The sequence below is a fragment of the Bacillus rhizoplanae genome (assembly GCF_917563915.1).
Classification (GTDB): domain Bacteria; phylum Bacillota; class Bacilli; order Bacillales; family Bacillaceae_G; genus Bacillus_A; species Bacillus_A rhizoplanae.
Window position 1 is genome coordinate 160,461 of the sequence record NZ_CAKJTI010000008.1, and the last position, 16,493, is coordinate 176,953.

At 33.9% G+C, this 16,493-nt stretch carries 13 protein-coding genes, 2 pseudogenes and 2 riboswitches; of the genes and pseudogenes, 6 read left to right on the top strand and 9 right to left on the bottom strand.

Annotated features, from left to right (window positions below; genetic code table 11):
* The first annotated feature begins 2 nt into the window (after nucleotides 1-2).
* Both LRP84_RS10695 and LRP84_RS10700 read left to right on the top strand, forming a co-directional pair.
* Nucleotides 3-365 carry a YtxH domain-containing protein gene (locus LRP84_RS10695; RefSeq protein ID WP_230575061.1) on the top strand — a complete coding sequence of 121 codons (363 nt, stop codon included), beginning with the start codon at nucleotides 3-5 and terminating at the stop codon, nucleotides 363-365.
* Between the two features lie 297 nt (nucleotides 366-662).
* The gene (locus LRP84_RS10700) at nucleotides 663-1,223 is read left to right on the top strand and encodes an HTH-type transcriptional regulator Hpr (RefSeq protein WP_230575062.1); all 561 of its coding nucleotides are present in this window, start codon (nucleotides 663-665) and stop codon (nucleotides 1,221-1,223) included.
* A 2-nt stretch (nucleotides 1,224-1,225) separates the two neighbouring features.
* On the opposite strand, the gene LRP84_RS10705 is transcribed toward LRP84_RS10700, so the two are convergent.
* Nucleotides 1,226-1,564 carry a DUF1878 family protein gene (locus tag LRP84_RS10705; protein ID WP_230575063.1) on the bottom strand — a complete coding sequence of 113 codons (339 nt, stop codon included), beginning with the start codon at nucleotides 1,562-1,564 and terminating at the stop codon, nucleotides 1,226-1,228.
* A gap of 89 nt (nucleotides 1,565-1,653) precedes the next feature.
* Between LRP84_RS10705 and LRP84_RS10710 the strand changes: the two genes are divergently transcribed.
* Complete coding sequence (locus tag LRP84_RS10710; RefSeq protein ID WP_230575064.1) at nucleotides 1,654-1,869, top strand: hypothetical protein; 216 nt, start codon at nucleotides 1,654-1,656, stop codon at nucleotides 1,867-1,869.
* A gap of 30 nt (nucleotides 1,870-1,899) precedes the next feature.
* Here LRP84_RS10710 and LRP84_RS10715 read toward each other — a convergent pair.
* Nucleotides 1,900-1,971, bottom strand: a pseudogene (locus LRP84_RS10715) (YjcZ family sporulation protein); the annotation flags it as partial.
* Between the two features lie 195 nt (nucleotides 1,972-2,166).
* On the opposite strand from LRP84_RS10715, the gene prsA reads away from it, so the two are divergent.
* Nucleotides 2,167-3,030: a peptidylprolyl isomerase PrsA gene (prsA, locus tag LRP84_RS10720; RefSeq protein WP_230575065.1), complete on the top strand. Its 864-nt coding sequence runs from the start codon at nucleotides 2,167-2,169 to the stop codon at nucleotides 3,028-3,030.
* 69 nt (nucleotides 3,031-3,099) lie between these two features.
* Here prsA and LRP84_RS10725 read toward each other — a convergent pair whose 3' ends face one another.
* Nucleotides 3,100-5,481, bottom strand: coding sequence for a discoidin domain-containing protein (locus LRP84_RS10725; protein WP_230575066.1), 2,382 nt, complete (start codon nucleotides 5,479-5,481; stop codon nucleotides 3,100-3,102).
* 131 nt (nucleotides 5,482-5,612) lie between these two features.
* Nucleotides 5,613-5,698, bottom strand: a riboswitch (cyclic di-GMP riboswitch).
* Nucleotides 5,699-6,212: 514 nt separating this feature from the next.
* Between LRP84_RS10725 and LRP84_RS10730 the strand changes: the two genes are divergently transcribed.
* Together LRP84_RS10730 and LRP84_RS10735 are read left to right on the top strand one after the other, a co-directional pair.
* Nucleotides 6,213-6,953: a GntR family transcriptional regulator gene (locus LRP84_RS10730; RefSeq protein WP_230575067.1), complete on the top strand. Its 741-nt coding sequence runs from the start codon at nucleotides 6,213-6,215 to the stop codon at nucleotides 6,951-6,953.
* 716 nt (nucleotides 6,954-7,669) lie between these two features.
* Nucleotides 7,670-9,058, top strand: a complete 1,389-nt coding sequence (locus tag LRP84_RS10735; RefSeq protein WP_230575068.1) for an MFS transporter — start codon at nucleotides 7,670-7,672, stop codon at nucleotides 9,056-9,058.
* Nucleotides 9,059-9,240: 182 nt separating this feature from the next.
* Here LRP84_RS10735 and LRP84_RS10740 read toward each other — a convergent pair whose 3' ends face one another.
* The 6 genes and pseudogenes from LRP84_RS10740 to LRP84_RS10765 form a co-directional block, all read right to left on the bottom strand.
* The gene (locus LRP84_RS10740) at nucleotides 9,241-10,119 is read right to left on the bottom strand and encodes a radical SAM/SPASM domain-containing protein (RefSeq protein ID WP_230575069.1); all 879 of its coding nucleotides are present in this window, start codon (nucleotides 10,117-10,119) and stop codon (nucleotides 9,241-9,243) included.
* A 567-nt stretch (nucleotides 10,120-10,686) separates the two neighbouring features.
* Nucleotides 10,687-11,205, bottom strand: a complete 519-nt coding sequence (locus LRP84_RS10745; RefSeq protein WP_230575070.1) for a methyltransferase family protein — start codon at nucleotides 11,203-11,205, stop codon at nucleotides 10,687-10,689.
* Between the two features lie 425 nt (nucleotides 11,206-11,630).
* Nucleotides 11,631-12,512 carry a 5'-methylthioadenosine/S-adenosylhomocysteine nucleosidase gene (locus tag LRP84_RS10750; RefSeq protein WP_230575071.1) on the bottom strand — a complete coding sequence of 294 codons (882 nt, stop codon included), beginning with the start codon at nucleotides 12,510-12,512 and terminating at the stop codon, nucleotides 11,631-11,633.
* A 177-nt stretch (nucleotides 12,513-12,689) separates the two neighbouring features.
* Nucleotides 12,690-12,793: riboswitch (purine riboswitch) on the bottom strand.
* 428 nt (nucleotides 12,794-13,221) lie between these two features.
* Nucleotides 13,222-14,667, bottom strand: a complete 1,446-nt coding sequence (locus tag LRP84_RS10755) for a DEAD/DEAH box helicase (protein WP_230575072.1) — start codon at nucleotides 14,665-14,667, stop codon at nucleotides 13,222-13,224.
* A 40-nt stretch (nucleotides 14,668-14,707) separates the two neighbouring features.
* Complete coding sequence (locus tag LRP84_RS10760) at nucleotides 14,708-14,998, bottom strand: DUF4180 domain-containing protein (RefSeq protein WP_230575073.1); 291 nt, start codon at nucleotides 14,996-14,998, stop codon at nucleotides 14,708-14,710.
* A gap of 121 nt (nucleotides 14,999-15,119) precedes the next feature.
* Nucleotides 15,120-16,493: pseudogene (locus LRP84_RS10765) on the bottom strand (RNA-guided endonuclease InsQ/TnpB family protein); the annotation flags it as partial.

Consider the following 16,493-nt stretch of genomic DNA (forward strand, 5'->3'; position numbering starts at 1 on the left):
TTATGTCAAAATCTAAATTCTTTCTAACTGGCGTCATTTGTGGCGGAGCTGTTGCTGGACTTGCTGTGCTCTTTTCCACTCCTTCATCTGGAAAAGATATGCGAAGTAAGTTAAAAGAAAAAAGAAATGATATAAAGAAAACATTATCTGATATTACAACAGATACTAAATTATTAAAACGACAAATTGTTGAAACAGCTTCTGAAGGAAAAGAAGTAATTCAAGAATTAAAAAATGATATGCACGAAACATTCTCTACATGGAGACAAGATATTTCTCAAAACAAGCGCCATATTGAACAAGAAATTGAAGACATTCAAAAATCAATTGAAAAATTACAACAAGCAGTTCCGGATAAAGCGTAATTTTTCGTATATAACAAATATTTTTGATTCCGCTCTTCTCTTACACGGCACATGACATACATGTGCCGTATTTTTTATACAATTACACTGTTTCCTTTTTTCATGCAAATGAGAATAAAATTACGTTAATCTTTAATCTATTCCACAATGAAACGCTTCCAAATTCACTCGGAATTTGTATAGTTTTGTCACTTTTACGAAAAATTTTCACAATTCTAACAAAAAGACTTTATTAATTTTTATTTTACTGGCATAATAGATACTAATGAATAAGAATTGTATAAAGTGGGTGAACGAATGAAAAGCGGGGAAAAAAGTTATTCGATAAAAGAAGCGATGATTTTCAGTCAACGCATCGCTCAATTATCAAAAGCATTATGGAAATGTGTAGAAAAAGATTGGCAGCAATGGATTAAACCATACGATTTAAACATTAATGAGCATCACATTTTATGGATTGCGTATCATTTAAAAGGGGCTTCTATTTCAGAAATTGCAAAGTTCGGCGTAATGCACGTATCCACAGCTTTTAACTTCTCTAAAAAACTAGAAGAGCGCGGTTTACTTATATTTTCAAAAAAAGAAGATGATAAACGAAACACGTACATTGAGATTACAGATAAAGGGGAAGAATTGCTGCTGCAATTAATGGAGGAATATGATCCTGAAAGTAATTCTGTCTTTAATGGCGCTTTAGCTCTTCGTAATTTTTATGGTAAATTCCCAGAAAATATCGAATTAATCGCCATTTTACGAAATATTTACGGGCAAGATTTTATCGACATTTTCGAGAAATCCCTGGATAATATCGAGGACAATTTTACAGAGCTCGATGAAAAACTTGTTAAAAAATTTTAAATTCATTCTTTTAATGCCATCATACGTATAAATTCTCGCATTAATGGTTGAAATAAACCTTGACGCTCAAGCGCTTCTGCAGTCTCTTTTCCTTCGAGGCTTCGTGGAAGCGCTTTTTCAAATTTAGTCAACAATTCATCAAATAAAAGTAAACCTTCTTGCTTTTCGATTATGTATTGCTCGTTCATTTCTTCACAAAGAACTAACAAACGATCTACATCACGTCTCATCACTTTCTTCTTTATAATTAAAGAGTAAAATGGACACTTTTGTTCATCTATCATATTAAAAAGAAGCGATACATAATATTCTGCTTGTTCTAAGCGTTTGACAACGTCCATTTTCTTCCCTCTCTTTCTAATACAAGTTTCTCTATTTCAGAATTTTATAACACGAACAAAATATCGTATGATACAATAGATTCAATTATATGTATTTTCGCCAAGGGAGGACTCTCCTCGTGACAATTATATTTATCGTTTTTGCACTTATTGTTCTAGTTTATACGAATTTCATGACGCACACACTGTGTCAACAAAAACAAATGTCTGATCGACGCAAAACGGGTGTCTTTCGGTTCATTAATGTATGTATTACTATTTTATTAATTTCTAGTTATATAGAAATTATATTTCATGCAAAGTGAGGAAGGGAACCCCTTCCTCACTTTTTTCCTCTATAAACAAATTATACCTACTATTACTAATAAAATAAATAACACAAGCAACAAAATTAATTGTTGATTTATCATAAATTCAACCTCCTCACCTTCTTTTGTATGCCTATAAACCTAAAATGGTGATATGGCCTAATCTGACAATCCTCGCCAACAAATGGTTAATTTTCCTTTATCAATAGGAAAACAAGTTGAAATATGTTATATTAAATTTAGTACATATTGCTTATACTATAAAAAATACATAATAGTAGGAGTGTTTATTTCATGAAGAAAGCAATACTTGCCCTAGCTGTAACAAGTGTGTTCACATTATCAGCATGTGGCACTTCTGACAAAGTTGTAACGTCAAAAGCTGGCGATATAACAAAAGATGAGTTCTATGATGCAATGAAGAAACAAGGCGGTCAAAACGTCTTACGTAACATGACAATGGAAAAAGTATTCACTAAAAATTACCCAGTAAAAGACGATGCCGTTAATAAAAAATATGACGAATATAAAAAGCAATACGGTGATCAATTTGATGCTTTATTAAAACAAAGCGGTATGACTGAGAAACAATTAAAGGATTCCGTTCGCGCTGAGCTTTCAATGAGAGAAGCTGTGAAGGCAAGTATCACGGATAAAGAAGCAAAAGAAAATTACAAACCTGAAATCAAAGCAAGCCACATTCTTGTAAAAGATGAAGAAACTGCGAAAAAAGTAGAAGCTGAACTAGCACAAGGAAAATCTTTTGAAGACTTAGCAAAACAATACTCTGAAGATACAGGTTCAAAAGATAAAGGCGGCGACTTAGGATACTTCGGACCAGGTAAAATGGTAAAAGAATTTGAAGATGCTGCATATAAATTGAAAAAAGATGAAGTCAGTCAACCTGTAAAATCACAATTTGGCTACCATATCATCAAAGTAACTGACATTAAAGAATTGAAACCATTCGACCAAGAAAAAGATCGTATTAAAGGAGAACTTGTTGATAAGAAAATCCAAGATCCACAATTCATGAACGATCTTGTTACAAAAGAAATGAAAAAAGCAGATGTGAAGATTAACGATAAAGATTTAAAAGATATCTTCGAAGCTCCGAAAGCAAGTACATCTGGCGCACCTAGCGAACCTAGCAAATAACAAAAAAGCTCGGCATATGCCGGGCTTTTTTGTTTTGCGTATTAAATAAATAACTCCTTAATCTTTCAACTAGTTATTATATAATTTTATTTCTGAAGCTGAAGCAAATCCACTATGCCCTGATACCACTTCAAGCTTTACATACTGAGCATCTACTTTACTGAAACTTGCATTCTTTGTAAGTTTATCATCTGCCCAAGTTCCAGTAGCAACCTTTGTAAAGTTAACTCCATCTAGACTTGTGTATATATTATAACTAGTTATGTTACCATTAGAATTACTATCTTGTCTTGGAACATAAGCTAATTGTGATATACTAGTAACTTCATTAAGCTTTATCGTAATGTATGGAGCCTTATCACTGCCATTCCAAAACGTATGCCACATTGTTGCCCCGTTTCCGTCAACTGCATTTGCAGCAGCATTACCACCTGAATCTTGCTGACTTGAGAAACCTGCAACTGATAAGTTTTTGTGCGGTATTAATCCTACTACAGCCGTATCAGTAAACTTTAAGTTAACTGCATCACTTGCTGGATTTGAACCAACAGCAAACTTTCTAACTGTTAACGTAACATTTCCTGTTAAATCCGGTAAATTAGGAGAAGCAGGATTATATTTTGTCCAATTCGAACCTTGATCGATGCTGAATTCCATCGTACCGTCTATACCAAAAACTAAATTCTCATCATCATTTGAAGAAACATTAACTTTACCAGCTTTTCCAATTGGAATTAATAAAGGCTGCTCTGTTCCAATCACTCTTGTTAAAATACCGTTAGTTGAATTGATTGCTGCTATTTCTTCATTACTAAGAAGCATATCATCGCTTGTAGCAGCTTTATACGTTTTTCCTCCATCAATACTATATTCCGTATCAGTTTTAATTCCCATTAATTTTCCTGCATTTACTCCATCAAAACTAAATGTAGCAAGGCGCAACCCCAAACTTGGCAGTTGGGCTGTTATATTATTAGCTACTTGCTTTTGATTTACATTCGTTATTGTGGAGAATGCATTTAATATATTTAAAGTATATTGCTGAAGCTTAGCTCTATCATCTGTATTCAGAACATGGCTTCTAATTTGAGTAAGAAGATCCATCATCGGTCTTGGCTCATTAGCAAAAGAAGAAATGATGCTGCTGTTTAATTCTTGCCACTGCTCATCCGTTACACTTGGATTTTGTAACATGAGAGAAACGTAATCTTTCCATACTAAAACATTAATCGGTAAAATATTAGTGGCTGCCTTATAAATAGCAATTTTGTTATCTGATGAAGTCATTGCCTTAGCTAACCAACGTAATCTCTCGGATTGATCTAGTTTTGATTGATCAAGTTCAGCATCTTCAAATAGTAATATGTACGGCACTTGATTTTTCAAGCTATTATCTGACCAAGGAATAACAGTTGCAGCATGATGCTCCGATGCACCCCATCCAAATATATCATTTCCTAAATTCCAAGAGGATGGTTTGTCATTCCATATGAGTGCGCAATGCCCAGGTTGTCCAACAGGCATAGCTGCCACACCAAAGGCTTGGCTTACTTGCGTACCAAACTTTGAAATACCACCGCATACCGCACCATCTCTGTAAATTGAGGAAAGATTCCAACCTAAACCATAAAATGCATCATTTCCAGCTTGAACGCTAATCCCATCTTTGTTATATGTTACATATTTAATCAAATATGCACTTTTTCCTATATTATCTTGACTTTTAAGTTCTGGATGTTCCGTATTAATCATGTTTCTTGCCCAAGTTAAATCTTCTTCTGGTGACCAAGTATTCACTACTAATCTTAAATGCCAAACATCATATGTTCTAAAAACAGGAAGTAACTCATTATTTTGATCTGCTGATTTATAATGTTGGTACCTCGTTAATGGATTAATAGGTTGATTGTTTGTCCAATATTTTATAGGTTCAGCATGAGCTAACGATGTAGCTATCGCTAATTTTAAATACAATCCTTCATGAGAATCTGCATCCGTATTCCATATTGTATTCCATATCTCAAGTGCATTGACTGGATTTTTTCCAGTTGGACTGCCACCTTCAAGATAAGTATTCATCACATCTGTATTCTTCATCGCCCAGCTAAGAAATTTCTGATGGTCAGCATCTTTTTTAGCGAATGTATCCATTGCTGAAGCACCTGTTTGTGATATGAATTGCCACTGAGCCAAAGCTGCTGCAAATACTGGGTCTGTAAGTTTACTTTGCAAATTCGCTTCAGTGAGTTCCCCAACCTTTTCATTTAAATATGTTGTAAGATAACTCAAATGATCTTCAAAATTACCATTTGCAATTGCCTGATCTGTCTTTTGCTTCAATGTTTCTTGAGTCAACGACACCGTTTCAGCTGAAACTTTCGTATAAGGAATCGTAACAAAGCTCCCTGAAATAAGTGACATAGTTAATACTAAAGATAAAGTTCTTTTCAAAATAAGCCCCCCTTTTTTTGTTTTCAACCGTTTACTCTTGCATCATCCTCCCTTACATAAAAATTCCCCATACCTAAAGGTATGGGGAATTAAACTGCCAACATGAATGAAATTTGGCAGTTTCCTAACCTTTCGGCAACTGGCTGACATAGCGGCATGCACCTTAGTCCCTATAGCTTTGCGTCATTAGCTTTCACTAATTTTGCCTTTATCGAATTTAATTCTCGAATCGAATTATAGCAATATTTAAAACGTATTTATAGATTTTTTAATTAATTTAATCAATTTTTACTTATCTTAAAAATTTAGTTAAAGTTTATATGTTTAAAATTTCCATTTCATACTGTGGCATTTCTTAATTGTGTACAAAATTCTTCTATAGTTTTTTGCCACTAGTTATTATAGTTACCGTTCACCGTAACGTATCTAAATGCGGTTTTTATTTAACTTTCATCAATCGGGCTTTTACAGACAAATACATCTAGTACAAATTATAATGATTTTTTGAAAGCATATTAAATTCCACAAAAAAGTAAGTTACAATAGAACAAAGAAAAGAATCTACTATAAAGTGAAACTTCCATCAGCAGATGCTTTTTCTGCTGATGGTTAGTTGAAGCAACCGGGCTCTTACGGACGGTTTTTCTTCTTGAAATAACCTACATTACCGACCGTTTGAGCGGGATAAAACGAGAAGAAATGGAATTTATAAACTATAGGGGTATAAGAAAATGAACAATAAACTTCATGAACTCAATAAACAAAAAAAACCGCTATTCGTCACTGTGTATGACCAATTGTATAAATTAATCATGGATGGAACATTTCCTCAAGGCAGCAAGCTTCCAACAGAACCCGAATTGGCCAAAATATTTGGTGTGAGCAGAATGACATTGAGACATGCTTTGGCACTTTTGCAGGAAGATGGATTGGTTAAAAATATCCATGGAAAAGGAAATTTCATTACAAAATTCCATCATAATGAGAGTAGCGATGGCTTGGAGAAGTTGGGGAATCCCTTATATAAATGCTATACGGAAAAAACAGATGATATCGAACTAAATTTCCGAATTGATCTAGTAACGGACTATGCAGTGCAAGTATTAAATCAACAAATGACGGCAGTGGTCGCGTTGGAACGCTGGTATAAAAGTAATGATAAGATAGTAGCTTTTGCTTTTACGATGATGCCAATAGAAGCTGTTTCCAAGTTAAATCTTGACTTACAAAACGAGAAGCAAGTATTGGAAATGTTGGAGGAAAAAGTATATGAACTGGCTAATTCCTCTACCATTGAAATTAAACGTTCTAATTCCGTCAATACACCGTCATTAAAACACCAAATTTTCCATGGGGAAGAATGTGATTTAATTTTAGAAAGTGTATATATTAGTGATAAATACCCTGTGGTCTATAATAAATACTATATACCAACAGAATTTAGTCAAATTAGGATTAAAACATCTAAATAATCGAATGAACGATCTCCCTTAGAAACTTCCGTCAGTAGTTTTTTTCTTCCTTCACTGATGGTTAGTTAAACAAATCAGGGTCTTACTGCCCGTTAATGCAGGATAAAGTTCTATATTTAATTTGGAAGCGATGTATTTCATACGAAATACATCGCTTTTTTTTGTAACAAAAAAGACAAATTCCGAAAGAAAGATGGGTTGTGAGCACAATAAAGGTATGGTATCCTTTTCATTGTTAAGATATATACAAGTTTTTAGACAACTGTACAATATTGTATACTTCAAGGAGTTATCATACATTACCATGAAAGCGCAATCAGAAGGAAAGATGGTTTTAGTTATTCATGTAAATGCTTCCTTATAAACATCATAAGAAAGAAGGATATGATGTCCTTTTCATTGACCAGACTCATACAAGTATTTAGACAACCATACGATATTGTATATTTTAATGGGTTATCATTCATGATCATGAAAGCGCAATCAAAAGTAAGATGTTTTTAGTCATTTATGAAAACGTTCCCTTTTTAAACATCATGAGAAGGAAAGAACAAAAATGGGTACAACTGCGCACAAGAAAAAACCGCATATGAAACAAATGGTGTAGAAATTACTGAAACCATCCTTCTATCAAAGGATCAATTGGTAGTTAGAAGCGAGACAATCATGACTCAGGAAGACAATTTCCTGAATAACAAAAGGAGAGGAATAGAGCTATGTCTACAATAACTGCAGATGTGAGCATGAAAAAAACTCAGGAATATAATGCTAAGAAAGCAGTACCTATTACCTTACTGTTATTTCTATTATGTTTGGTAATTGACAATTCGTTTAAGATTATTTCTGTTGATATGGCAAAAGATTTTCACATTTCAGCAACAACAGTTAGCTGGCAAGCAACTCTAGCTGGCCTTGTGATTGGAATTGGAGCAGTGGTTTACGCAGCTTTAGCGGATTCCATTAGTATCAGAAAACTTTTTAGCGTTGGTATTATTTTAATATGTGTCGGTTCAATCATGGGGTATATTTTTCAACAATCGTTTTTACTAGTTGTTATCTCACGAATGATCCAAACTGCAGGTTTAGCATCAGCTGAAACATTATATGTTATCTTTGTAACAAAACATTTACCTGCAAATGAACAAAAGAAATTTTTAGGATTAAGTACAAGCAGTTTTGCTCTTTCACAACTTATAGGTGCATTAACTGGAGGTTATATTTCTACGTATTTTCATTGGACAACTCTGTTTTTACTTTCTTTAGTAACACTTTTCACACTTCCATTTATTTTAAAATATCTTCCTAAGGAAGAAACGAAAAACAGTAATGTAGATGTATTAGGATTATTCCTAGTTGGAACTATTTCAGCATCCCTTCTATTATATATTACCAATTTCAACTGGATGTACCTTATCTTATTTATTGTTGCAATTGCCTTGTTCCTTGCTTATATCAGCAAGAACTCAAAAGCTTTTATTGGAATATCATTCTTTAAAAATAAACAGTTTATCTCATTACTTGGAGTTGCATTTGTAATTTATTCTGTACAGTTAGCATATATTTTCTTATTTCCATTCTTGCTTGAAAAGATTTATGGTTTGCAGCTAGATACCATTTCACTATTATTGATTCCAGGCTATATCGCAGCTGCTATAGTTGGGGCTCTTTCTGGAAAAATTGCGAAGGTTCTAGGAAGCAAACAATGTATTACAATCGCTATGTCTAGCATTATAGTCAGCTTACTATTAGGCGGATTCTTTATAAACACTTCTGTTGTTGTATTCGTGATATCCATGATTTTATTCTCTAGTTCATTTGCATTCATGTATGCACCATTACTTGATTCTTGCATTTGTACGATTGAAAAAGAAAAAACAGGAACAGCAATCGGATTTTATAATTTAACACTTAATGTTGCTATGTCAATCGGAATTGCCTATACAGCAGCAATGATGGACCATTCTGCAATGCGACAAAGCTTCTTCGGGATTACAAGCAATTTGGATGCTTCCATGTTTAGTAATATCCTATTCATTCTCGTACTCATTACCCTTTTCAGTTTATCTCTATACTGGGTATTAGTAGGACGAAAAGCGACAAAATAGATTATTGGACAAGTTGTCTATTAGTTAACTAGTCATATAGAATTTCTTTGTAAGAAAACCTTAAAACATAGTAGAACCCTAAGCCCAAAAGCTTAGGGTTCTTTTTTAATTAAATTAAAAGGGCAGAGATAATGGGTTTGGATGAATCTGTCTAACCTACTCATCCCTAGCCATTTACCTATCTATTTTCCAAATCTTTTGCGATACCCGCATTTTCTACATAGTTCCTCTACTGCCTCTCTTCGTGAAAATCCATCTACAAGATTTGTTGCTCGCTCCCCTTCGATAATATCAGAAAATGAGGCATCGTTAATATTTCCAAGGTTGATAATGCCCTCACCATCTAAACAACAAGGGATAACCGTTCCGTTCGCTAAAATACCAGCTTGATTTCGAAGGCCATAACAGAAGCCCTTTCCATCATCCTCTTCTTCATGTAATGCAGGCCACTGGAATTCGTAATCTTGATTGATGAAAATGCGATCAGCAATCTTCAAGCCACTTCCTGGTGTGACCTTCTCTTCAATTTTGTACGGTAAATCAAATTCTTTCTCAATGATTTCTAGTAATTGTCTGTTTCGTTGTATTTCCAGATTCGTCTTATTGTCTTGTGTGAGATTCCATAATCTCAGTGAAACAATCAATTCCGATTGGCTCGTCGCTTCTTTAATAAAAGAAAGTATGCTCCTCACATATCCTTCCTTATCTGTAGAGCCCTCATGACCATCAAAGCTATGAAGCGAAAAATTCATCTGTCTAAGTGCAGGTTTATTTAATAACCTGTCCCTCTTTTTATTAATCAATGTTCCATTGGTTGTAATATTAACTTTAAACCCTTTTTCATGACATAAGTCTAACAATTGGTCTATTTTAGGATGAAGCAGCGGCTCACCTTTTACATGTAAATAAATATAGTCTGTGTAAGGTTTAATTTGGTCTAATCTCTTAGAAAAATCCTCCACAGAAATGAATTGCTTCTGCCGTTCTGTTGGCGGACAAAAGCTGCATGCAAGATTACATACACTTGTAATCTCTAAGTAAAACTTCTTAAACTTTTTCAAACTCAATTCCTCACTTCTTTGACTACTTAGAACAGGATAAAATATTGTTCTATCACTATTACAGCATAATTTTTCATAAATGAAAACATACTTATTCAAGGAAACTACTGTTACTATTTTCCCTGTTTAGAAGAATGCAATTTTATTTTGCTTATTACTTGTCCTGCTACAAGAAAGTAAGCGTCAAATATTCCCCACCTACAAGTTGTAAATAGCCCATGAGATAATCTTCTTACATCCTACATGTGGAGGTTTTTTCATGAAAAAACAGCTTATAAAGAAAGAACGTGTTTTGAAAAAAGATTGACCAAAACACGCTCTTAATATATTCAATTGAATGATTCTTTTATAAAAAAGTTTGATTATTTTCCATACTTCTTATAGAACTAACGCACCCGTTAGCTTAAGTACATTCTTTCACAATCTTGTTTTTATAATAAAGGCTATGTTTAAGAATAATGTTCATTATTTTGAAGTTTTAAAGGAAGTCCGTTAGGTGCTTCCTTAATGAATATTTTAAGAAGATGGGGAATCACCACTTGAATATCAAATTTGTACCGCACCTATCTAAAAATAACGTCCCACTCTATTCATATATTTTATATACTCTTCCCCAAATTTCTTGATACACCATCTTTCTTCTGAAAGAATAATCCAGTGCGCTGATATTTGGAAAACTATTAATAACCCAAGCAATATCCATGAATGTGTAAGCAATACACAACCCAAAAAGTAAATGAAATATGCAATGTACATAGGGTTGCGGGATATTCGATATAACCCGTTTACATTTATCCCATTCATTTTAGGATTAGCATAATTTACTATAGATACCGCATATAAAACAATTCCTGAAATATAGATTATCAGGCCGATATAAAACCAAACCGAGTCTGTTCTAATTTTGAGTAGTAATAAAAATAATAGCATAAGGGCGGTCGTAATTTGATAAATCCAGAGAGCCACTTTTTCTTTTCCAAATAATGGAGCAAAGAAACCTGCACGTTTAGGCCCCTCTTTACTTATTGCACTCAATAGGCCATACCTTATAAGTATAATTGGTATAACTGTCAAAAATGCATTCATTCTATCCCGCCTTTTAGGTCTTTAATTTACAATTGAAGTTTATTACTACATTATTTATATTACGAATACCCAAAAATATGTAAACTTACATTTATCACATAATTTTAAAAAATTATCTAGTGTTTGAAACATATTCATCCTCCTCACTTAAATACTTCACAAATATATTTCATATTTTCCAAAAATTATATGTTCATTTAACAAAAAAAACTTATGTTCACCAGAGCTATTAAGTGGTACAGTTAATAACCGTCAGATTGTGGCTGAAGCATGGGAAGTGGCTCTAAATGGTAGGCCCCAATTGATGTTCATATTCCTTTATGGTTATGGAGCAGAGCAAGCTTTCCGGAACTTGTAATCTCAAAATAAAGTGAAAAAACGAAGGGGTTTATCCCTTCGTTTTTATGTTAAGAATAGAACTGATTTTATTTATTTGGCATCGAATCTATATATTTTTTAACTACTTCATATACATATTCTTGATTTGCCGCTGCGGTATTGGGGTTGTATTTTCCGCCGTTTACTTTATTGTTAGATAATACTCGAATCCCTAAGAATGGTACATCATAAGCTTCTGCGATTTGCGCTGCGGCAGCACCTTCCATTTCTTCTACAGATGTACCGTATTTTGTATGGAACCATTTAATTCTATCAACTTCATTATTCCAAACGTCTGCAGAACCTATAGTACCTTCAACAACCTTACCCTTAGTGTATTTATCTTTTACTGCATTAGCAGCTGCAAGTAAGTCTTTATCTCCCTCATAGTAATGGATTTTTTCAGCATTAGGGTCTTCGCCTGCACTTCCTTCAGAAGCCATTAAGTCCATAGGTTTCCACGTAGTTGGATCAATTCCTTGGCTTTCATCCTTATTTCCTGTTTTTAATGAACCTAGGTTTACAGTTCTTTGTCCTAAAACAATATCAAATACGTTTAAATTAGGATCATGTCCACCTGATGTTCCTTGGTTAATAATCGCTATAGGCTTATATTTTTCAATAGCCACCGCTGTAGCAGCTGCTGTATTTTCCATTCCTTTACCTGTTTTCTCAACGATTACAGGATAGTTGTCTACAGTTCCTTTATAAAATACAAAAGTTCCAGATTTTTCCTCTTTCACATTTTTTAACCTTTTTGCAAATTTTTCAGCTTCTATTGGCATTGGACCTTGAATTAAGATAGGTTTTTGATTGCTTTTTGCCTCAGTTACTTGTTTTGAACTAGCATTACATCCTGCAAGTATTGAGAATGACAATGCGATAGTAGTTGCTAGAGAAGCATATTTTTTTAACATGTTGTTCTTCATAAATAATCTCTCCTTTTTCTCTTGTTGTTTGATACACTCGAGGTTTTGGTCCAAAGAAAAAAGTTCTAGAAATTGTAGAAGAATCTCTACTTTCTAGAACTACGGTAGTCAAAGTTAATTAAGCAAAAAATGAGGCGAATGCTAAATTATAGAACGGTAGCGGCTCAATACACCGAACGACCGAATACTTTAACCCGTAGTCTAGTTCTTTCATTGGGAACTAGGTAGAAACGCTCGGACCATATTACCGAGTATATACGAGTGATGATATTTAAGATTATTACATTGGTAATATAACAAACTTTTAGTGAATACGCAATAAAAACATGAACATTTTTTTCTAAAATTTGAAAAATGTTCGTTTTTATCGATATAACAGATAGAAGATTTTGTTTCTTAATAGATTCGGTCGTAAAAAACTTAAAATCCATATACTAGACTAGAATTAGTTCATTAATCAAAAATATGAAGTAAAATGATTTCTCTTTGAAGTTATATAACTGTACAGTAATATTGTGCTATGAAAATAATAATGCATTTGAAAAAGGAGCTAGCATCGCTAAATTAAATCTTAATAAGTATACAAATATGGTAGTAGTCAACCGAAAGATTACGATGTCTTTACCGAACAAGCAACTACGCTTTCACAAGAAATACAATAATGATTTCGATAAAAAAACTACCCACCCGTTAAAGTGGATAGCTCCTTTTATTTAATTGCCTCATGAACTTTTAACTGCTTACCTTTTATCGTTGTATTTTTCATTACTTTTAAAACAAGTGGTCCTTTTCCGTTTAATATATCAACATAAGAAACATTATCCTGTATCGTAATAATCCCTATATCATCCGCTGTAACACCTGGAATTTTGGCAATTGTACCAACAAAATCCACTGCTCGGATTTTCTTTTTCTTCCCACCATTAAAGTAAAGCTTCATGATTCCCTTATTTAGACTAGCACTTTTATCTTTTTTAATAATTGGCTTAGCATTTATTTTTTCTTCAAATGCCGCCTTTCTTTTTGTAACTTCTTCTTTTAAAGGAGCATCTATTTTTAAAATTTCAAAACCGATATACTCTTCGATTTCTGCTAGAAATCTCTCTTCATACGGAGTTACAAATGTAATTGCTTTTCCGCTATTACCAGCACGTCCTGTTCTTCCTGTACGGTGTACGTAACTTTCTTTTTCTAATGGAATATCGTAATTGATGACGTGGGTAATATTCTCAATATCAATTCCTCGTGCTGCTACATCTGTCGCTACTAAATAGCGGAATTTCCCTTTTTTAAAGTCATTCATTACTGCAAACCGATCTTCTTGCACCATACCACCATGAATTTTATCACAAGGATAGCCAGAACGTTTTAACTGTCTAAATACATCATCTACATTTTCTTGCGTACGGCAGAAAATAATGCAACTATCTGGATTTTCAATAATTGTTATATCTTTCAAAAGAGAGAACTTCTCTTCTTCCCTCACTTCTAAAAGACTATGTTCAATTTTATCTGTCGTAATACCAGATGCTTTAATCTCGATGTTGATTGGTGATTCCATATATGTACGAGACAAATTTTCAACATCTTCTGGTAATGTCGCAGAAAATAGCATCGTCATTCGGTTCGTAGGTAGTTCGTCAATAATTGCTTCTACTTGATCGATAAAGCCCATATTTAACATTTCATCTGCCTCATCAATCACCAAATACTTCAAACACTCTAACGAGAAAGTCCCTTTTTCAATATGATCTAATACACGTCCAGGAGTGCCGACAACAATATGTGTCTTTTGCTTTAGTTCTAATTTTTGACGCGCAAATGGAGATTTTCCGTAAACCGCAGTTGCTTTAATACGCTTAAATCTTCCTATATTCGTAATATCTTCTTTTACCTGCGCAGCAAGTTCCCTTGTTGGTGTAAGGATTAACGCCTGCGGCTTATTTTCTTCCCACTCAACCATTTCACAAAGCGGAATCCCAAAAGAAGCTGTCTTACCGCTTCCTGTTTGTGATTTTACAACAAGATCTTTCTTTTCTAATGCAATTGGGATGACTTTCTCTTGCACTTCTGTTGGCTTTTCATATTGTAAGCTAGCAAGTGCTCTTATAATTTCCTTACTCAATGCGTAATTGTTAAAACTTTGTGGACTCATGTACTAACCTCATTTTGTTATATATTCTTTTATGTATTTTTCACCATTGTATGAATACCATATGCATAATTCCATTTTTTCTATGGAGTTTTAATTTCTCCTTGGTATCATAAACTCGAAATCCAAGTTCCAGCATCTGCAATATTCTTAAATGTTCTAAAATAACAGCAACTCTTATATGATAGTTTATGAATTTTTGCAACATCATTCCTGCTAGACCTGTTTTCAGATTGAAGAAGTCTTCCGAAAATGCATCAACGTAGAGTATTAATAAGTATACGTCATTTTCAACACATATGCCTACAAATCTAACACATCTTTTTCTGAACAAATTTGTCTCTCAACAGAAGCACATTCAATATATTTTTTGTTGTTTTTTTCCACCACTCTATGAAAACTCCCGCCACTTATCTCCTTCGGATCTTGAAGTGGGGGTTTCTCGTGTATCACCTTCAAGAGATGCTTAACACGAGTGGAGTTGACACAGCTGCCTGATGGCACAACCCCTCTATTCCATCGGCAAACACCTTTGGAACTGCTTTTTTAAGATGTTATAGGAACCATTCACATCTGCGTTCAGTAATTTGTTCTCTTTCGTACGATACAAGCCACGTTTGATACGTTTTCCACTGAATACAGGGATATCTTCCTCCCCGTAAGTGGGGATATCATCATTGTCTAAAAAGGATGCCTTACTTGTATACGATTCTTCCACGACTTGTACAGTAATACCTTTTCGTTTTGCCTTATAGGTGATCATTTCAATGAGTAGATTATGCGGGATATGGCAGAACGATTGATTCTGTCGTTTCCCCATTTCACTGTTTTGTTTCCAAGATGTATTTTTCCCAATCACAATCATAGAAACTTCCTGTTGTATTGCCAGCTGGACAATGTGATAACTCATTTTATGAAAGAGATCTTTTATTTTAAGAAACCGTTTCTCATGAAGCCTCTCTAAACGTTTTGATGTGTGTGGTCCTTCTTTTGATTCTTTTCCATGACGAAGAATACCCAGTAAATGAGCCTTTTTCTTGTTGTAGTATTGATTAATACTTTTAATCACATTGCCCTTTACTAACACAGGAGTAGCCCCTATATTCGTTGTGATAGTTGCAATGTTATTGATTCCTAAGTCAATACTCATATAGCGATTATTGTCGACATGCTCAGGTGCTGGCTCAGGTTGTTCTGTCACAATCTCCACTTTAAACTTCCCATAAGCAGGAGAAACACGTACCTCTTTCAGATTTTCGATATATCCGAACAATTTACCGATATTTAATTGTATGCTTGTTTTTGGAAAACGAATGTACTTATCTTGGAGTTTACACACTTGATTCGTGAAAACAATTTCTTTCATAGATGATTTCATATATTTGGGAATGCGAGGTCTGCCTATAAAAGTGGAAGAATGTTTCTGATATGCTTTCATAGAAGCAAAAAATGATTTCCAGTTTTGATATAACTTTTTCATAACTGCTTGATTCGTTTGCGCTGGCAAACTCATATAGTCTTGTTGCTTCATTGTTTTAAACAAACAATCTAGGAAGTGATACGATAAGAACGATTTCTCTTTTGTCGGGAATGCAAACAGATTACATTTGATTTTTTTCCGTTCTTCTACCAGCTTTTCTTTCTGCTTTTGCACACGTTTTTGGTACGCACGAAGTTGATTTTCATTCATAGCTTCAATATGTGCTTGCAATGTATGGAGAACTTCTTGCTGAAGTGGCTGTAATGGTTGATCCGTACGTAAGGCCGTATACACTTGGCGAATATAGAAGTTTGTTGTATTGTAGAGATTTTTTGCATTTTGACACATT